The organism is Parahalioglobus pacificus, from assembly GCF_014652275.1.
Taxonomy (GTDB): domain Bacteria; phylum Pseudomonadota; class Gammaproteobacteria; order Pseudomonadales; family Halieaceae; genus Parahalioglobus; species Parahalioglobus pacificus.
On record NZ_BMYM01000002.1, the window covers coordinates 600,157 to 618,557 of the forward strand.

General features: G+C 58.5%; 14 protein-coding genes and 1 pseudogene. 7 read left to right on the plus strand and 8 right to left on the minus strand.

Going from position 1 to position 18,401, the window contains the following annotated elements; genetic code table 11:
* Positions 1-8 precede the first annotated feature (8 nt).
* On the minus strand, positions 9-1,394 hold the full coding sequence (locus IE089_RS11515; RefSeq protein ID WP_189477958.1) for a glutamine synthetase family protein: 1,386 nt from the start codon (positions 1,392-1,394) through the stop codon (positions 9-11).
* Positions 1,395-1,591: 197 nt separating this feature from the next.
* Between IE089_RS11515 and IE089_RS11520 the strand changes: the two genes are divergently transcribed.
* The 3 genes from IE089_RS11520 (at position 1,592) to IE089_RS11530 (ending at position 6,382) form a co-directional block, all read left to right on the plus strand.
* On the plus strand, positions 1,592-2,893 hold the full coding sequence (locus IE089_RS11520; protein WP_189477959.1) for an NAD(P)/FAD-dependent oxidoreductase: 1,302 nt from the start codon (positions 1,592-1,594) through the stop codon (positions 2,891-2,893).
* A gap of 114 nt (positions 2,894-3,007) precedes the next feature.
* On the plus strand, positions 3,008-4,588 hold the full coding sequence (locus IE089_RS11525) for a phytoene desaturase family protein (RefSeq protein ID WP_189477960.1): 1,581 nt from the start codon (positions 3,008-3,010) through the stop codon (positions 4,586-4,588).
* A 90-nt stretch (positions 4,589-4,678) separates the two neighbouring features.
* A complete protein-coding gene (locus IE089_RS11530; protein WP_268248005.1) occupies positions 4,679-6,382 on the plus strand; it encodes a sodium:solute symporter family protein in 1,704 nt (567 codons plus the stop codon).
* Here IE089_RS11530 and IE089_RS11535 read toward each other — a convergent pair.
* Positions 6,379-7,977 (minus strand): phytoene desaturase family protein, encoded by a 1,599-nt coding sequence (locus IE089_RS11535; RefSeq protein ID WP_189477961.1) that lies wholly within the window; start codon positions 7,975-7,977, stop codon positions 6,379-6,381. The genes IE089_RS11530 and IE089_RS11535 overlap by 4 nt on opposite strands.
* A 328-nt stretch (positions 7,978-8,305) precedes the next feature.
* On the opposite strand from IE089_RS11535, the gene IE089_RS11540 reads away from it, so the two are divergent.
* The 4 genes and pseudogenes from IE089_RS11540 (at position 8,306) to IE089_RS11555 (ending at position 11,122) form a co-directional block, all read left to right on the plus strand.
* On the plus strand, positions 8,306-8,491 hold the full coding sequence (locus IE089_RS11540) for a hypothetical protein (protein ID WP_189477962.1): 186 nt from the start codon (positions 8,306-8,308) through the stop codon (positions 8,489-8,491).
* Positions 8,492-8,619: 128 nt separating this feature from the next.
* Positions 8,620-9,444: pseudogene (locus tag IE089_RS11545) on the plus strand (CoA transferase).
* 22 nt (positions 9,445-9,466) lie between these two features.
* Positions 9,467-10,234, plus strand: a complete 768-nt coding sequence (locus IE089_RS11550; RefSeq protein WP_189477963.1) for an SDR family NAD(P)-dependent oxidoreductase — start codon at positions 9,467-9,469, stop codon at positions 10,232-10,234.
* A gap of 42 nt (positions 10,235-10,276) precedes the next feature.
* Positions 10,277-11,122, plus strand: coding sequence for a TauD/TfdA dioxygenase family protein (locus IE089_RS11555; RefSeq protein WP_189477964.1), 846 nt, complete (start codon positions 10,277-10,279; stop codon positions 11,120-11,122).
* On the opposite strand, the gene IE089_RS11560 is transcribed toward IE089_RS11555, so the two are convergent.
* From IE089_RS11560 to IE089_RS11585, 6 genes are read right to left on the minus strand one after another with little or no spacing between them, the layout of a single operon-like run.
* Positions 11,119-12,363, minus strand: coding sequence for an MFS transporter (locus IE089_RS11560; RefSeq protein ID WP_189477965.1), 1,245 nt, complete (start codon positions 12,361-12,363; stop codon positions 11,119-11,121). The genes IE089_RS11555 and IE089_RS11560 overlap by 4 nt on opposite strands.
* A gap of 53 nt (positions 12,364-12,416) precedes the next feature.
* Entirely contained in the window at positions 12,417-13,229 is an 813-nt protein-coding gene (locus IE089_RS11565; RefSeq protein ID WP_189477966.1) for an NADPH-dependent F420 reductase, read from the minus strand.
* Between the two features lie 15 nt (positions 13,230-13,244).
* A complete protein-coding gene (locus IE089_RS11570; protein WP_189477967.1) occupies positions 13,245-15,158 on the minus strand; it encodes an NAD(P)-binding protein in 1,914 nt (637 codons plus the stop codon).
* Positions 15,159-15,194: 36 nt separating this feature from the next.
* Positions 15,195-16,004, minus strand: coding sequence for a phytanoyl-CoA dioxygenase family protein (locus IE089_RS11575; protein ID WP_229802724.1), 810 nt, complete (start codon positions 16,002-16,004; stop codon positions 15,195-15,197).
* A 4-nt stretch (positions 16,005-16,008) separates the two neighbouring features.
* On the minus strand, positions 16,009-16,446 hold the full coding sequence (locus IE089_RS11580; RefSeq protein WP_189477968.1) for a cupin domain-containing protein: 438 nt from the start codon (positions 16,444-16,446) through the stop codon (positions 16,009-16,011).
* Between the two features lie 39 nt (positions 16,447-16,485).
* On the minus strand, positions 16,486-18,348 hold the full coding sequence (locus IE089_RS11585) for an NAD(P)-binding protein (RefSeq protein WP_189477969.1): 1,863 nt from the start codon (positions 18,346-18,348) through the stop codon (positions 16,486-16,488).
* Between the last annotated feature and the right edge of the window lie 53 nt (positions 18,349-18,401).

The window sequence follows — 18,401 nt, forward strand, 5'->3', positions numbered from 1 at the left end:
GCTAATACCTAGAGCGCGCGCAGGAACCATTCGTAGTCCAGGTTGCTTACCTGGCCCTGGAAATGATCATGCTCGCCTTTGCGCTGCGCCCAGTAGGCGTGGCAGTAGGCTTCGCCAAAGTACTGCGGTAACACCTTCCCTGCCTTGAAGCTTTCAAGTGCGGCGTCACAGCGTCGGGGCAGTGTCACTTCAACTTCTGACAAATCAGCGCCGGCGGGAATTGGCTCGCCAGGATCTAGCTGATTCTCGAGGCCGTGATGTACGCCGGCCAGTATGGCCGCGGCCACCAGATGTGGGTTCGCGTCGGCGCCGGCGATGCGGTGTTCTACCCGGCGATTGCTGGGCGATGATACGGGTATGCGCAGTGCCACTTCCCGGTGGTTGTATGCCCAGGTTGGGCCCGAGGGCGCAAATGCGCCCGGCTTGAAGCGGCGGTAAGAATTCGCGTTGGGCGCGAACACCGCCATGGCTTCGTTGATGGTGTCGGACAAGCCACCGATGGCGTGGCGCAGTCGCTCGCTGGCGATTTCAGGCGCGCTGCCTTCTGGCTCTGCAAACACGTTGTTCCTGTCTGCATCGTACACACTGGTGTGGATGTGTAGTCCGGAACCCGCGAGATCGGAGAAGGGCTTTGCCATAAAGGTGGCGCCCATGCCGTGCTTTCTCGCTACGGCCTTCACGATGCGTCTAAGCAGCAAAGCGTGGTCGCAGGCCAACATGGGGTCGTCGGTATGGTGGGTATTGATTTCCCATTGCCCGGATGCGAATTCGGAGTGAATAGCTGTCAGCGGTACGTTCTGCAAGTCACAGGCCTTGCGAACATCATCGAGGAAGGCGTCGGCATCGATCAGGTCGTCCATCATGCAGTACTGGATGCCTTCCTGGGATTTGCCGGTGCCGGGAATGTTGCCGCACAGTGGCGCGGGTGCTTCGCCGTCGCCGGGTGCCAGTAAGTAAAACTCCAGTTCCGTGGCAATCACAGGACGCCAACCGCTGCGTTTGAAGCGATCAAGTGTTCGCGCGAGCACATTGCGCGGGTCTGTCCACGCAGGTGTGCCATCCATGTCGGCAAAACCGGTCATCACTTGGGCCGTTGGTGATGACAACCAGGGTATGACGGCAAGACTGTCGGCTAGGGGCAAAAGAAGCTGGTCGGGATCGCCGGCTAGTTTTTCCTGGTCCATCTCGTCGTCATAGAGGTCACCTCTCACGCCCAGCAAAGGTACAGACAATGGCGCTTTCATACTGTGAGAGAACAGCGCTGAGAACTCGCGTTTGTGAATACGTTTGCAGCGCAATATGCCGTTGATGTCGGGCATCAATAGCTCCAGCATTTGGATGTCTGGATGCGCAGATAGAAACGCGTCGATGTCGTTCTCGGTGGCAAGTCTCATGGTGTTTTGCGCCTATAAATTAAGCGGTTTTCTGTGAAGGTGGTGTAGCTGATCGCATTCATTTTTTTGCGTCTACCTGACGTATAGGGAGGGAGCACAAGAGAATTATCACAATTCGTTGACCTTGCATCCGCTTTCCAGTATCCCTGCGTATCTTTTTCATCAAGCGGCAAGAGTAACACCCTTAAGGAGGTCCCATGTTCGGTTTGAGACAGTCAGTAGAAACGCGCGAGCACGCCGGTTCTTATTATGCTGCCAGCGCAAACTGGGAAACTGATTACCCGGCACTCAGTGGCGACATCACTGCAGAAGTTGTTGTAGTCGGCGGTGGCTTCACTGGTGTGAACACGATGCTAGAGCTGGCGGAGCGCGGTGTTGATGTTGTACTGCTCGAGGCCAATCGAATCAGCTGGGGTGCGACCGGGCGCAATGGCGGACAGATTATTGGTGGCGTGGGTCGCGCGCCCGAGCGTTATCGTAAGCAGATTGGCGAAGCCGGCATCAAGTCTATCTACCAGATGGGTATTGAAGCGCGTGACATCATCGAAGAGCGCATTGCCAAATACGACATTCAGTGTGACCTCACGTGGGGCTACTGCGATGTAGCGCTGAAGCCTCGTCACATGAAGGACTTTGCCGAATGGCGTGATTGGGAAAAGGAGATCGGCAACCCGCACGAGTACAAGCTGCTGGATAAGGACGAGTTGAAAGAGTTTGTTAACTCCGACAGCTATATCGGTGGCCTGCTGAACTACTCCAACGGACACATCCAACCTTTGAATCTGTGCATTGGTGAAGCGCGGGCAGCAGAGACTATGGGCGCGCGTATCTTTGAGCAGTCACGTGTTGTTGAATTGGAGCAGGGGCCTAACCCCCGTGTGATTACCGAAGGAGGCAGCGTCAGGGCCAAGCAGGTCGTACTTTGCGGCAACGCTTACATGCAGAACCTGGTGCCCAAGCTCTCTAGCCGCGTGCTCCCTTCCTGCAGTGCCATCATTGCAACAGAGCCTTTGACCGACGAGCAGGCGAAGGCTGTGCTGCCCGGGAATGTGGCCGTATGTGATCCACGCACCGCGCTGGATTACTTCCGCCTCACTGCAGATAAGCGCATGTTGTTTGGCGGTCTTGCTAACTACACAGGGCTGGAGCCGACCAATCTCGAGGAGGTGCTTACTCGCAAGATGGCCAAGGTATTCCCTTCGCTGGCTGATGCCCGTGTGGATTACGGTTGGAGTGGCCAGATGGGTATCGGGATTAATCGCATGCCGCAGTTGGGCCGCCTGTCAGAGGGCGTGAGCTACATACAGGCCTACTCCGGCCATGGCGTCGCACCGACGCACATGATGGCAAGAATCACTGCGGAAATGCTCACCGGTTCACCGCAACGCTTCAATATATTTTCCGCGATTCCGCACTGGCCATTCCCTGGCGGCAAACCGTTCCGGCGCATCGGCCTGGCGGTAGGTATGAGCTGGTTTAAGCTGCTGGATGCCTTATAACCCGCGCCCGGCGGACCTCCGCGCTGATAGGCGCGGAGGTGAGAGGAAATTCCCAACGCCTATACTGCATGGCTACGTTAAGGCACAGCCAGAGCCGCTCCGGGAGAATCAACCATGGCCACAGATACCGACGTTATTGTCATAGGCGCAGGCCACAACGGCCTGACCTGTGCGGGCTATCTCGCCAAGGCTGGCCTGAAGGTGACTGTGCTGGAGGCCCGCAACAAAGTCGGTGGTGCCGCAGTGACGGAAGAATTTCATCCGGGCTTCCGCAACTCGGTGTATTCCTACTCAGTCAGCCTGCTGCACCCCAAGGTGATCTCGGATCTGGAACTGGAGTCCCACGGCCTGGATTTGATGTCGCGCCCCGCGGGCACGTTGAGCCTGCTGGAAAACGACCACCTGCTACTGACGCGTGATGATGCCCAGGCTAACGCTGAGATTGCCCGATTCTCCAAACGGGATGCGCAGCGCATGGCCGACTTTGACGAGGGCATTGCTGCGGTTGCGATGGCGGTCCGTGCCCTGGCCGTGGAAGCGCCGCCTAATTTGGGTGGTGGCTGGCGCGATGCCCTAAATCTTCTGAAAGCGGGCAACATGTTCCGCAAGCTGGACAGCAAGTACCAGACGGTGCTCGCTGAGCTGATGACGCGCTCGCTGGGCGATTATCTGGACAGCTGGTTTGAAGGCGAAGCACTTAAGGGTGTGTTGGGTCTGGAAGGCGTGATCGGCAACTACGCTGAGCCCTACCACGCGGGTACTGCCTATGTGCTGCTCCATCACGCCTTCGGTGAGATCAAAGGTAAGGCCGGCGCCTGGGGTATTGCCCGGGGTGGTATGGGAGCCATCAGTGAATCCATGGCGTCTTTCGCACGCAGTAAGGGCGCACGTATTGAAACCGAAGCGCCGGTGAGCCACATCCTCCACGACAACGGCAAGGTCCGTGGTGTGGCTTTGGCAGATGGCCGCGAGATTACTGCCAGGTTCGTTGCGGCGAATGTGCATCCGCAGATTTTGCTGCAGAAGATGCTGGATCAAACCCTGATGGACGATGATTCACAGCGTCGCATCGAGAACTATCGCAGCCATTCTGCGACCTTCCGTATGAATGTGGCCTTGTCCGAGCTGCCACAGTTTACGTCCATGGCTGGGCGGGGCGACGACCACTTTATGGGGGCCATCGAGGTGTGCCCCTCGCTGGGCTATATCCAAGACGCCTACCATGATGCCCGCACCACCGGCTGGTCAAAGCGGCCAGTGATATCCATGCAAGTTCCCAGCACACAAGACGATTCACTGGCGCCTCCCGGTGGCCATGTAGCCAGCCTTTTCTGCCAGCATTTTCAGCGCCATTTACCGGATGGTCGCAGCTGGGACGAGGTGAAGGATGAAGTGGCTGATATGGTGATAGGCACGATTGACCAATACGCACCGAACTTCGCCGCCTCGGTTGTAGGACGCCAGATCAAAACACCGCTGGATATTGAGCGCGACCTGAACATGGTGGGTGGCGATATCTTCCATGGCGCGTTGCACCTCGACCAGTTCTATTCACTGCGTCCGATTCCTGGTCACGCCGACTACAAGATGCCGGTAGAGGGAGTATTTCTCTGTGGGTCCGGCGCCCATCCGGGCGGCGGTGTTAGCGGCCTGCCAGGTCACAACGCTGCGCGGGCGATTCTGAAGCAGCGTTAAGGCGCGTGTTACTGAGCGGCATTCGCAGGGGAGGTTAGGGTCATCGATAGCTACACCATAACCATCATCGCCTGCACGGCCGTCTTCATTATTGTTGGCAGCTACAGCGGCCGAGGGGTAAAGCAACTCGACGATTACTTTGTGGCCGGCCGTAGGGCGCCCACAATGCTGATCGTTGGCACCCTGGTCGCCAGTGTGTTCAGCACCTCCATCTTCCTCGGCGAGGCCGGCTTTACCTACGATGGCTGGATGGGGCCCTACATCCTTCTCCCGGGTATTGCTGTGGCTGGCTACGTCTACGGCGCATTGTTGTTCGGCACGTTTTTGCGGCGCAGCCGTGCAACCACAGTGGCCGATTTTCTGGGTCAGCGCTTCCAGAGTCGGCGAGTGCAGCAGGCGGCAGGCGCTACTATTATCCTCGGCCTTGGCGGTTACCTGCTGGTTGTTACCCAGGGTGCCGCTATTCTGTTGGCCGACCTCACGGCACTGACCTATACGCAAGCGCTGGTGGCGGCCTGGCTGAGTTATACGCTGTTTACCCTCTACGCCGGCTCGCGTGGCGTGATCATCACCGACACCCTGATGTTCGGCCTCTTCGGTGTGGCAACCGTCATATTTTTTATCGTAATTCTGCAGGATCTGGGTGGTGCCACCACAGCCGTGGAAACGCTAACCCGGGAACAGCCCAAGCCTGACATTACGGCCTGGCATGGCACCATTGGTGAAGGCTCCGAGTGGGCCACCGCCCTGGATTTCCTTATCTGGGTGCTGATCATCGATATGTGCTGGGGCGTGGTCTATGCAGTCAGCCCCTGGCAGGCCAGTCGCCACTTGATGGCGCGCAACGAACACGTGGTTCTGCGCTCGGCGATTTATGCCTGTTTCGCTGTGATCTTCATGCAGTTGATGATTTACGGTTTGGGCGGGCTTATCAATCTGTACAACAGCGATATCACGCCCTCGGAAACAGTGATCATTTGGGCGGCGAAAACCCAGGTGCCCCAGATACTGGGTGCTTTGCTGTTGGCGGGAATTCTGGCCGCGGCGCTGTCCTCTGCCTCCACCTTTCTCTCGCTGGTGGGCTTCAGCGTCAGCAACGACATTACTTCAACCCCGCGGGAGCTTACGGTTAACAAAACGCGGGCACTGGTTCTGCTGACAGGCTTGGTGGTGTTGGTGGCCACTTTCTGGGTGCCGCCCAACGTGTTCTGGATCATGCTCTTTATCGGCACGGTGTTCGCATCCTCCTGGGGCCCGGTAGGCTTCATGAGTATTTGGAGTGATCGCATTACCGCCGATGGGGCATTTTGGGGGATCGTGTTCGGATTTTTTGGGAATGTGATTCCCGCTGCTGTGCAGACCCTCGGGCTTATTGATCTGCCGGTATACCTGGACCCGGCGATACTTGGTGCTGTTGCCAGCATTGCCGCCATTCTGATCGTATCCCGCCGCGGCACCGTCTCCGACAGTGAAAGACGCTATCGTCTCCAGCTGTTGGAGACCCCGGCGGAAGACCGCGACGCCCGTAAGGTGCGCACAACCCTCATCGCACCCGTGCTCCTGGTGATTTACGGACTGGTGATGCCGGGACTGCTCTTGTATTGGTACGTGGTTCCCTATCAGCGTGGGGCAGGAACCTTGCTCCCTGACGGCTCCTTAAACTGGGGCCAGGCGGAAGTCTGGGTAGCGTTTGGTCCGGGTATTCTCTTTGTGCCGCTGGGCGTGATTAGCGCCATCGTTATCTGGCGGCGCTATAGCCCAGCGGTCGAGGTACCGACTGCAGCCGGCGCCTAACGTCGGTCTTTAATGATGCGACGAGCGGCGTTGTGCCCCGGCGCGCCGGTAACGCCACCGCCCGGGTGTGTGCCTGAGCCGCAGAGATAAAGGCCCGGCACCGGGGTGCCATATTGCGCGGCTCCCGGGTGTGGTCTCGCACTGTACAATTGATCGGGCTCCATCCTGCCATGGCATATATCGCCGCGAGTCATGCCAAACAGGCGCTCAAGGTCCAGCGGCGTCAGGCACTGTGCGTGCACCAGGATATCGTCGAGATTTGGGATGAATCGTTTAACGTGCGAGAGGATGTTGCTGACAACCTCCGGCTTCTTGTCATCCCACTGCGCACCGTCTGCCAGATCGTAGGGCATGTACTTACACAACAGGCTCATTACGTGTGTGCCCGGCTCTGCGGTCAGTGAATCGTCGATGGTGCTGGGTATGATGGCTTCGATAATGGGCGGATCAGCGGGAAGTCCCGCTCTGGATGCGCCGAAGGCCTGATCAAGGTGCGCCATGCTCTCAATGAAAGTGATGCTGGCTTGGTGCTGCGGCCCCTGGCCACTGCCCGGGATCGCCGCAAACTCCGGCAGGCCTTTCAGGGCTAAATTCATACGCAGCGATGCCGATTCCTGCCGGAACGCCGAGATGTCTTTCGCAAAGGCCTCCGGCAAGTGCTCCTTGCCAAGCAGTGTCAGGAATGTGCGCTTGGGGTCCGTATTGGCGGCAACAATATCGCTGAGCAGCTGTGTGCCATCGCCGAGCGTGACGCCTGTGACGCGACCCTTGGCGTCCAGGTCGATACTGGCAACGGGTGCGTCCGTGCGTATGTCTACGCCCTTATCCCTGGCTGAGGCCGCCATGGCCTGGGTAATCGCACCCATGCCGCCCCGGACAACACCCCAGGCACCCTTGCGACCAGCAATCTCGCCCACTGCATGGTGCAGCATGGCAAGGCTGGCGCCGGGCTGGGTAAGAGGCGCGTAATTGGCGGGCATGATGTGTGCCGCCACCATGGCTTTGACCTTGGGGCTTTCAAACCAGCGATCGATGATGCTTTGAGGCGCACCAATGAAAAACTGCATCAGGCGCCAGCGCGCGTCGGCATCCAGCTGGTACACATCCATACCCAGCTTCATGGCTTCCATCAGGTCTGCCATGCCGCCGCCGTGTAGCTTCGGTGGCTCTTTCAGCCACTGCTTGGCCAACAGATCGCCGACGATTTCGATACTGTGCTCAAAGCCCAGCATCGCGTCATAGTCGGTATCGGAAAACTTGGCGAACTGCGCTCGATCTTGGGCCTCATCTCCGTTGAGCAGCAGGTAGTCGCCTGAGCTGTCCAGATACAGGGAGTTTTCCAGCAGCAGTGGCTCATAGCCATACTTCTGTAGCGCGAGGTCATCGACCACTTCTTGGCGCAGCAGGCTGACGACGTAGGAGGCCAGTGAGTTGGTATATCCGGGATGGAACTCCTCCGTGACCGCGGCACCACCCACCACGGGCCGCTGCTCCAGAACGCAGACACGCATGCCGTCCATGGCGAGGTAGTTCGCCGTTGTGAGTCCGTTATGGCCGCCACCGATAACAATGGCGTCGAAATGGGTCGCTGTCATGATTCTTGCCTGCCAGATTCAGACCGCCAATAGTAGCGTGATTCCCGCTAATGCAGGCGCTCGCCTATAGGCGAGTAAAGCAGCTGCAGAGGGGCTATCCGCTGCAGGGTGCGTGCTAATATGTACATTGCGACAACAACAAGAATAAGGATTCGCTCAATGCGTGCAGGCACACTTCTGGCAGCTGTGGTTTGTCTCCTCTTTCCTTAGGCCTCTGACGAATTGCTCACTGCAGTGTTGACCGAGCAGCAGGCCTTCAAGAGCGGCGACTGTGACACGGTCATTGCGATGATGGCGCCTGACATGACGTTCTGCCAACACCCGCAAAATGAGTCGGGAGCAGGTTGATGACTTTTGCCGCAAGATTAAGCGGCCTTTTGGTGCTGGTGGAGACCCGATCTCACATACGGTGACGCCCCATCTGGTTCAGCCTGGATTGGGTTATACGGTGCGCGATTTTACCTGGCATGATGCCAATGGTGTGGTGGTGTACGAAATCGTGTCTAAGCTGTGATCCAAGGCCAGTGGCCGGTGGTAGATTATTCACTTTCGGTCGACGGTGTTGCCGCAGCCGCCTGCGAAGTGATTGCTGCTGAGCAGGTGACGAACAGGTGCATAGCCAGCGGTGTTGCGTAGGTATATATCAGCGGCGTCGGCGTACAGGGCTCCTATGCCCACAAGCGCGTGTATGATCCTGTGATTCAGGCGTTGTCAGGCGCAACAGATGTTCAGACGGATCGTGCAAGCGGTGGGCCGCAGATGTTTCACATAATTGTGACTGACAAGGTCACCTCTCTTTCCGCCGCCCAGGCAATTAGCGCTGCGCTGTTTGTTCGCTAGCGCCACGGTCAAGGCCAGCACATACGCCTGTCCATGCCGGATGCCATGCTATCTCTCTTCTGGCCCGAGGGCATGATTGGGCTGACCTATGCCGACATGGAAACCGATGCGACGAAGTTTCAGGGGACAATGGACCTGATCTACCAAACCAAGGACGGGTATATCACGGCGGGCGCAGGGTCCAATAGAGAGGGGGCAGGGATGTGTCGTGCGCTGGATCTCGAACCGTTGATAGACGATGAGCGCTTCAGTACGGCTGGCGCGCGTTTTGCCAATCCTGAGGAGCGCAAGACGATAACCGCCGAGGCAATTCTGGCCTGGGATGCTGATGCCGTGTTGAAGCGGCTGGATGAAGAGGGCGTGCCCTGCGCGCCACTATTGAGCCGAATGGAGCTGATGCGGCATGAGCAGATTATTGCTAATGATTCGATACAACGTTTGGAGTTTGCCGACTTTGGCGAGGTTCGCCAGGCACGACCGGCCGCGCAGTTCGATAAAACTCCAGCCAGCATTGATAGACCGGCTCCGCAATTAGGCGAGCACACGCGAGAAGTCCTTCAGGGGCTGGGTTACAGCGGGGCGGACATTTCGCAGTGGGCGGCTGCCGGCAAAATTGGATTAGCCTGAATAACGAGGACGGGATTTGATCATGGAAAAAGTATGTTTAGTGCTCGGTGCTGGCGCCGGAATTGGCGGCAGCGTTGGCAAAAAGTTCGCGCAGGAAGGCTATCACGCAGCTCTTGCACGGCGCAGCGACGAGGCGGGTTTGAATGCCATGGTCAGCGATATTCAGGCGCAGGGCGGCTCTGCCAGTGGGCATCTGGTGAATGCTGTAAAACCCGATGCTATCGAGAATCTGATCGCGGAAGTGGAGGCGATTGGGCCTATCGAGGTGGTCCTGTTCAACCTGGGCGCCCAGATAGGCAATCGCTCCTTGGAGGATACTCCCCTAAAGACGTTTGAACTGGGCTGGCAGATGGCCTGCAATGGTCTGTTCCGTTTGGCCAAGGTGGTGATCCCCTTGATGGTGGCACGCGGTGGTGGCACCTTGCTCGTTACCTCCGCGACGGCGGCAGTGCGAGGGAATGAGGGTCAGCATTCTCACGCTGCAGCGATGGGCGGTCGGCGCATGTTGTGCCAGTCGCTCAATGCCGAGTATGCCCGGCAGGGCATTCATGTGGCGCATATTCTGATCGATGGCGCGGTGGACGCCCCGGACACCTTGGGCAAGATGCTGGGCGCGGAAAACTTTGCCAAGCTCCGAGAAGCACGGGGTATGGGTAATGACGGCCTGCTCCTACCGGAGAAGATGGCAGAAACCTACTACCATGTTTCTCAGCAGCACCGCTCAGCCTGGACCCACGAGCTGGACCTGCGCGCTTTCTCAGACCTGGCCTGGTGGAATCACGCACCCTGAAACAGCGAATCACCTGAACACAGCTAACAAGGAGGAATAATAATGAGCCTGACTGTGACACCTTCGGGCGCTGCCTGTGGCGCAACCGTGACCGGTCTGGATTTGTGCCAGCCCTTATCCGATGACCTTGTGGCCGAGTTGCGCCTACACTGGCTCACACACAAAGTGCTGGCGTTTCCCGATCAACCCTTAACCGATGATGACCTGGAACGGGTCACGCGCTGTTTTGGCGAGTTGGGAGAAGATCCGTTTTTTGGGCACATCGAAGGACATGAGCACATCAGCGCGATTCAGCGCCGAGCTGACGAGACCACGCCGATTTTTGCAGAGATATTTCACTCCGATTGGAGCTTCATGCCGCTGCCGCCGGCGGGTACTGCTCTCTTCGGTATTACGATTCCTCCGCAGGGCGGAGATACGCTATTTGCCGACCAGGTGATGGCCTACCAGCAAATGCCTGATGAACTGCGCCAAAAGGTGGAAGGCTTGACGGCAGTGCACTCTGCGGCTCGCGGTTACGCCCCGGACGGGTTGTACGGGGACAATGATCAGGCCAGTGGACGCAGCATGCAGATCCTGCCAAGTGAGAAAGCCAGGGAGAAACATCGACACCCGCTGGTAAGAACTCACCGGGAAACGGGCGAGAAGGCTCTGTTCTCAAGCGCGGCTTACATCAAGGAATTTGTTGGTCTGTCACCGGAGGAGAGCGAGAGCCTGTTGGTGGAGTTGTACCTGCATCAGTCCCAAGAGGCTTTTGTCTATCGGCACCAGTGGTCAGCCAATATGCTGGTGATGTGGGACAACCGCTCATTGCTGCACTCGGCCACGGGTGGCTACGATGGCTATGACCGGTTGCTGCACCGCACAACTATCGCCGATGTTGCCTAAGAGGCGTCAGCCAGCGCCGGAATAATGCGGCGCAGCTTGAGGTACATTATCAGGTAGATAGCAAAGCCCACCAGGGATGCGATGGCGCACATGATGAATACGCTGCCATAGCCCATGCCTGCCGCCAGAATGGATGCGGCCAGGTTCGGCCCCAGAATCTGGCCCAAACCTTGCGCGCCCGGCAGCAATGCAGCAAACCGACCCGAGTGATCGACGTTGGCAATGGTCGCCGACTGGTAGACATCAACGAAGATCCAGCAGAAGTTGAAGGCAAACATACTGATCATCACATTGATGTTGCCTATACCGTTGGCCAGCATGCCCACAATGATGGCCTGAAACACCAGCGTTACCATCAATGGTCGTGCCAGTCCGTAGCGGTTGGAGATCAAGGTCGCGCAGGCGCAGCCGATGACCGAGAACACCGACGTGTACACCAGCAGCTGACCCACCCAGTCGGGGTCCGCGGCGGAATCCGCTGCAGCCAGTTCTATATAGGTCCAATAGGCACCAATGTTGAGGTAGGTAAACAGCACTGCGCCCAGTACCAGCCAGGGTACCGAACGGGGTATGTGCTGCTGTTCGGTGTGATGGCTGTGGTCAGCTTCCTCCACGTCTACCGTGACAGTCAGCGATTTCTCCACAGGTCGCGCTGGCAGCCAGGCGAGGAAGGGCAGTGCCAGCAGATACGTGCCAATGAAGAACAGATAGATTTCATGCATCTCAAGCTTGGGAAACAGATACAGCTCGCCGCCCTGGGAGAATGCGAATGTGAACAACAGAATATTGAAGGCCCGCGCTGGTTTGGCGGTGCCCGCCAGGGTGGCGATAGCGACAGCCGTGAAGGCGCCGCTTCCCACACCCGCGATCAGTCGAAGCCACAGGGTTTCCTCATAGCTCACCATCACCATGCACAGGCCATTGGCCGCTACAGCAATCGCGGCCGAGATCAGCACCAGTAATCGCCGGTTAACACGGGCGACGAACAGCGAAACCACCACGGCTCCCAGAGAGAATCCCCCGAGATCAGCGCCGGCGATCCGACCCACTTGCACCTCCGTGAAGCCCAGAAGTTCCACCCAGGCGGTGGAGATCACGGGAATGCCCACCATCACGCCGTAGCCCACCAGTGCCATGTAGATAGCCAGCACCACAGAGCGCCAGCCATCGAAGATGGTGCTCTCGTGAACCGGGCTGACGTTGAGGCCCTGTGTGGGTAGGGAGATACGGGGTTGGCTCATACCTTGATTCTTCTTATCTGTGCGTCTAAAGGGCCAGCGTTTTCAATAACAGCTCAGGTGCCGGGGCAGTCTTTGGCGGGCCCCTGAGTTTCGGGCAGCTGCGCCAGATTGTCGGCATCGACTACCGGCGCTGACCAGTCATCTTGCCAGATACACTCCCAGTAGTAACTGCGACGGAAGTAAAACTCCCAGGCGGCTTCGCGGCGCTGGAAAAACGGCACCCCATACAGGCGCTGCATCGCCTCCAGCTCTCTGGACAGACGCAGCGGTCCTGCATCCACAGGGTCCATGCCCATGGCGACGATGATCTGGGCGATGCGCTCTTTGCCTGCTTTGTCATTCCCTGCGATGGGAATGGTCACCGGGCCACCCACGACCTCAGGGTCATCTATCACGTAGCTGGCCTGCAGGGCGAAGGTCTTGAACACGTGTGCTCCGGGGTTCCATGCTTGGATCATCTCTGCGCTGGATGTTTCCAGCATCGGCTCGTAGTAGCCGTCCTCGGCTTGCTGATGCGGGAAGGACACGTCGATAACAATCTTGTCACTGAGGTTACCCAGATTCTGTGCCACGGTTTCCATCGCCGGCCAGGGCACTGCCAGCACCACGATGTCGCCTTTTTGTGCAGCCTCGGCCTGGCTGAACACCTGCACACCATCACCGGTCTGGGCGGCAACGCCTTGGGCTTTCTCGCCCTGTGGGTCGCGTGATCCGTAAACAACGGTATGGCCCAAGGCATGGAATTGTGGCCCCAGGGAGTCGCCCATATCGCCGGTTCCAATAATGGCTACCACCTCTTTTTCGCTCCCCCAGCTCATGGCTGTGGGTAAAAGCAGTAGCGCTATAACACTGACGAATCGCCTCATTGGTGATGTCTCCGATTATCCAAAAAGTTCATTGACCGCGCGCCTCGCCTGCACCACAGCGGATTCGAACATGGCGCTTGCGCCTGCGTCGGAATTGGCAATGGCAATGCGTCCGCGGGTCTGACGGGCACGCACGTGCGGGAAGCGTGGGTCGTTGTAGTCTTCGTACCAGGGGTCGCCGTCCATCTCGCCGTAAAAGTACGAGTAACCATGCGCCCAGCGGTTCACGGTAATTCCCAGGATGTCCCGGTCGGGGTCGAATCCGCCCGGACCCAGCATGCCGGCCAACTGCGTACGCGTTTCCTGTTCCATGGTCTCGAAGGGTGTTGCCAGCAATTCGTAGCGCCCCATTCGATACTGGTCTTTACGTTTCATGGCGGGATCGCGGCCGCGCGGAAAGCGCTCAAGGTGAATGACGGCAGGTTGTGAAGCGTCGGCGGAGTAGTTGTATCCGCCCATGCTCACAGGGAAATCCAGCATGGCATTGATGTGGTAACAGCCGGGTGCAAAGACAATGCCCACGCCGAGCTTTTCCCAGGCCTCCCAGTTTCTCACCGCAACATTGGTGTAGAGGATGGGGGATTTTACCTGCTCTGACAGGGCCGCTTTCTGCGCGTCTGGCAGCGCGGGGCAGATGCTCGGGATAATCGCGTTGTAGCAGGCCATAACACAGTACTTGCCCTTGGCCCGGAAACTCTTGCCGTTACGCACGTAGGTGACATCCACGGCACTGCCGGCGTCTGAGACGTTAATCACGGTACTGTTCAGGCGGAGGTTGACCGCATTGTCCGGGGAATCCAGCTTGGCGTAGTCCAGCGGCGCCATCACCACGTCCGACATAGTGTTTCCCGGCATGCACTCGGGGATCATCTTGCGCACCAGCAAACGCGCAACCGCCGCGTTGCCATCGGGGAAGTGGTGAATGTAGGGCGGTGCCTTCTCTTGCACAATGCCGGTAGAGCCCAGGTTGGGGAGGCCCGCGTAAAAAATCCCCATGTCTGCCGAGACGCCGCCAATGTGTGTGCCCGAGTCTGCTGCCAGGTCCTGAAGCAGCTTGAATAACGAGGGCTCGGTAATGCCCATAGTGTCGCGCAGGTACTGCTCGTAGCTGACGCTCCACAGGTAGGCCCATCGCTCGCTGTCGGTGTCGCCTGGGATGCGCTGTGGTTGCGGACGAACCAGCCCCTCTAGTTGCTCACGGGCTTTATCCGGTAATGGCATAGCCGATACGGCCGCGTGCAGATCTATGGGCGGCGGCGCCACCTCCAGGTAGCCCTCCAGCATGGTGCCTAGCTCCATGGTTGCCAGGTGGCGTTGCCCCCAGAGCTTTTCATCAAAGTACAGCCCGGCTGCAAGATTATTGCGCCGGAAAAAATCCCAGTCGTAGGCGGTCTCGAACGCATCGAGATCTATGGCCAGATCGTCGAGCAGCTCCTTGGCTGCCTCGGGGTAGTCTTTGGGCTCCACCAATGTCTGGCTACCGCCATAGCCGATGAGGGTGTCGCCACCGGTACTGAATTCATTGCGCTTGGCGTGCCCACCGAAGTCGTCGTGATTCTCCAGCAGCAGGATGCGTGCGCCGGGGTAGGCCTTCTGCCAAAAGTGAGCCGCTGACAGCCCGCTGATGCCCGCACCCACCACGATCAGATCGTAGTCGCTGTTGTCCTCTGCGCCGGGTGTCCCCCAATCTTGGCGGCCCTCTCTTGCCAGTGCATGGGCCACTTCCCAGGCGCCATCGTGGTTGCCTCGCATTCCAGTGAGGCTTGGAGGATATTGCGTGCCGGCAAGCTCGGCGGCCAGGGCATTTTGTGCAAACAATGATCCGGGGACAAAGCTGGCGGCAGCTGCGGCGCCAAAGCCATGCAGCAGATCACGACGACTGATTCCGCCGCCGGTGCGTGAGGACTTTGGCGTCTTAGGGTTGGTCACAAGCGTGGTCCTGAGTGGTTTGCTGATCTGGATGTGTCAGGCGTCATACCAATGGCCATCGGGATCGTTCGGGAATACTCCCAGAAACTCGCCGTGGGACTGGTAGCCCATCAGGCGGCGCACGTTCTCAGGGTACTGATCGGCGATTTCGCGAGGCACCGCAAGGTACTGGTTTTCTTCCTGGCGCAGCCATCCCAATGTATAGGTATTGATCAAACCCGAGCGGGAGGCCTCACTGTTGTTAGAACCGCCACCGTGCCAGGTTGAGCCGAAGTACAGCAGCAGGGACCCTACCGGCATGACCGCCTGCACGGCCTCGTCGCCGGGTGCTTCGGGTGCATCGCCGGTCCAGTGGCTGCGGGGCACCACTCGGGTAGCACCGTTTTCTACGGTGAAATCGTCCAGCGACCACATGGCACCCAGCTGATACTCCACACCCGGAATTCGCATTGGGTAGAAGTCATCGTCCTGGTGCAGCTCCTGATTGCCTTCCCCGGGCTGAATTTGAATGGCTGTGGTGCTGCCTATTCGGTAGCACTCACAGTGGGGGCCCAGTATTGCATCGGCCACCGCCATCACCAGGGGGTGGGCAATCAACGCCGCGGAAGCTGGGGAGATTGCCAATATGGCTGACAGCCGCGATGTGCGGTAGCCGTTAAAGTCGTTGTGAAACTTTTCCCCTTCCACCAGGTAGTGTGGAGCGAGTTCCCGGTTGACCGCAGCCACCGTGTCGTCGTCGGCAACACATTCGACGATCGCGCCGCCATCCCTGGCCAGCGCGGCGACGATATCGTCGAGCGCGGCGTCAGCGGAGAACCGGCGGAGTTCAGGCAGAGAGGCGGACATCGTTTTACTCGAAGGCTGAGCCGTCTTCAGAGTAGATCACCCAGATCTTGGTGTAGCCTTCGGTCTCCCAAATGCCGGTCCACTCCTTGGGCACGGTGACGCCTTCACCCGCGTTGATCACCTGCACGCTGCCATCGCTGGAGGTTAGCGTGACGCTGCCGCTGAGGAAATACATGAACTCATCAACGCCGTAGGGTTCGGTGATTTCAGAACGCGTGGCGCTGGACTTATAAACGCCGGAGGAGAACTTGCCATCGCTGGACAGCAGCGAGGTCACGTCCTCGGTGACATGGCCGTCATCGTGGGTGGTTTTAATCATGTCGTCTTGTTTGAACATGGCGCCGGCCAGGTCCTGCTGGCTCATCTTCGCGGGCGTGATGACCTCGGCCGCGACACTGGCGCTGAAAAGTAGAGACGCAATAACAGGTACATAAAATTTCATAGTGAGTGTCCTCGTGGATTAACGACCAGCGCTGCTGGTTCAGGTAGCGGCAAGTTGCTCGGAGACTGCGCGATAGGCGGCGTCTATCGCACCGTCAACGTAGGCGTAGGCCTCTGAGTCAGAATTGGCAATTGAAATACGGCCCATCTGCGCGCGGCCAGCGATATGTGGACCGTTGAATCGGTTGTACTGTGCTGGCAAACCAACGCCTTCGAATTCATAGGCGTAGCCGTGTGCCCAGCGATTGAGCGTGATGGCCGCCAGATCGCGCTCTGCATCAAAGCCATAAGGGCCCAGCATACCATTCAGGTGCCCGACGATATCCTGCTCAAAGTCCATGTAGCTCATGCCCAGCATTTTCGCGCGCCCCGCCCGGTACTGTGTGCGGCTGTCCAGGCCGCGTGCGGTGGGCGAGTACCAGGCCGTGATGACGGTCGGTTGATCAGGGCTCTGGCTGTACTCATAGCCACCCATGCTCACTGGGAAATCCAGGCTGAGGCGTTTGAACATCACATCCCCCGGGCTGTACATCATGCGGTATCCGCTGTCGGCAAAGGCCTGCCAGTTGCGAATCGCAAAGCTGCCTAACACAAAGGGTATTTTGGTGGCATAGCGAAGCGCGTCAGCTTGTGCCCGCGGGATTTCCGGGCAGAGGTAGGGGATGATGTTGTTGTAACAGGCCAGTACCACATGTCGGCCGCGCGCCAGATAGCGATTGCCATTGTTGACGTAGGTAATGCCTACCCGCTCGCCCCTTTCATCGTGGGTGACGTTGACAGCGGTGCTGTTCAGGCGGAGACGCACCGGGTTCTTCTCCGAATCCAAAGCCAAGTAGTTGGCTTTTGCCAGCACCAGGTCTTCCATGGTGCTACCCGGTATAGCCCCCGGGATTAGCTCCCGTACCAGTGCTCGCGCTACGCTGGCGTTGCCGTCGGGGAAGTGGTGGATATAGGGTTCCTCGCGCACTTGCTTGGCTTCAAAGCCCAAGCCCCGGGTGCCGGGGAATTCATACTCCAAGGCTTCCCAGGCAGATGCTGCCTCCCAACCCACGCCCAGCATTGGCAGGAAGGTATCCTGCAGTACGGCACATACGCCGTCTGTCATGTCCGCGTATTGTTTCAGGAAGTCCAGATAACTGATGTTGCGCAGCAGCGCTTCTTTCTCGGCCAGCGACTGGCCTGGCAGTAGGTCATCTTCAGTTGCGAACAAAGTGAGGAAGGCGTTTTGGTCGGCTTCACTGAGTGGCATTGCGCGCACAGCGGCCAGCACGGCCTCTTCGGAAAGCCCATCGCCTTCCAGCATATTGTCCACCAGCGCGCGCCGCCCAAAAGTAGGCTCGTCGAAGTAGATGCCGGGTTTCATGCCCCGGCTGCTGAAGAAGTCCTGGTCGAAGTACTCGTAGAATCCATCCAGATTGAATCTCAGCGCTTTCAATAGGCCGCTGGCTTCAGGCGAATAGGCTGAGGGCGTATCCAGTGTTTGGCTGCCCCCGTAGCCGATCATGGCCCGACCATCCACGGTGAACTCATTGCGCCTAGCGTGGCCGCCAAAATCGTCGTGATTTTCGAGGATGAGTATGCGGCTCTCAGGCCCGTGTTGTCGGCGGAAAAAATAGGCGGCGCTGAGACCGGATATGCCGCCCCCGACCACAACGAGATCGTAGTCCGATTCTGGGGACTGTTTTGGCGCGGCAAATCGCTTTCCCTCGCGCGCGAGGGCGTGGGCGGCTGCAAAAGCAGCATCGGTGCTGCCGCGAATGCCGGTGAGGGCCGGGGGGTAATAGTCAGGGCCAAGGGCGTGGCTGGGCAATAGCCCTTTCGCCGCCGCCTCCAGCGGACTCAGTGACAGGGCGGTGCCACCCATTGCGACACCGCTAACGAAATCCCTGCGGGTAATACTCATGCAATCACCCTAGACAAAAAAGCCCGGTCATGTGACCGGGCCTGTAAGCGTGA

Bases quoted from the DNA above. Each gene is read 5' to 3' on its own strand.
- IE089_RS11515 (WP_189477958.1), bottom strand. From the start codon at position 1,394: ATGAGACTTGCCACCGAGAACGACATCGACGCGTTTCTATCTGCGCAT.
- IE089_RS11520 (WP_189477959.1), top strand. From the start codon at position 1,592: ATGTTCGGTTTGAGACAGTCAGTAGAAACGCGCGAGCACGCCGGTTCT.
- IE089_RS11525 (WP_189477960.1), top strand. From the start codon at position 3,008: ATGGCCACAGATACCGACGTTATTGTCATAGGCGCAGGCCACAACGGC.
- IE089_RS11535 (WP_189477961.1), bottom strand. From the start codon at position 7,977: ATGACAGCGACCCATTTCGACGCCATTGTTATCGGTGGCGGCCATAAC.
- IE089_RS11540 (WP_189477962.1), top strand. From the start codon at position 8,306: ATGAGTCGGGAGCAGGTTGATGACTTTTGCCGCAAGATTAAGCGGCCT.
- IE089_RS11550 (WP_189477963.1), top strand. From the start codon at position 9,467: ATGGAAAAAGTATGTTTAGTGCTCGGTGCTGGCGCCGGAATTGGCGGC.
- IE089_RS11555 (WP_189477964.1), top strand. From the start codon at position 10,277: ATGAGCCTGACTGTGACACCTTCGGGCGCTGCCTGTGGCGCAACCGTG.
- IE089_RS11560 (WP_189477965.1), bottom strand. From the start codon at position 12,363: ATGAGCCAACCCCGTATCTCCCTACCCACACAGGGCCTCAACGTCAGC.
- IE089_RS11565 (WP_189477966.1), bottom strand. From the start codon at position 13,229: ATGAGGCGATTCGTCAGTGTTATAGCGCTACTGCTTTTACCCACAGCC.
- IE089_RS11575 (WP_229802724.1), bottom strand. From the start codon at position 16,004: ATGTCCGCCTCTCTGCCTGAACTCCGCCGGTTCTCCGCTGACGCCGCG.
- IE089_RS11580 (WP_189477968.1), bottom strand. From the start codon at position 16,446: ATGAAATTTTATGTACCTGTTATTGCGTCTCTACTTTTCAGCGCCAGT.
- IE089_RS11585 (WP_189477969.1), bottom strand. From the start codon at position 18,348: ATGAGTATTACCCGCAGGGATTTCGTTAGCGGTGTCGCAATGGGTGGC.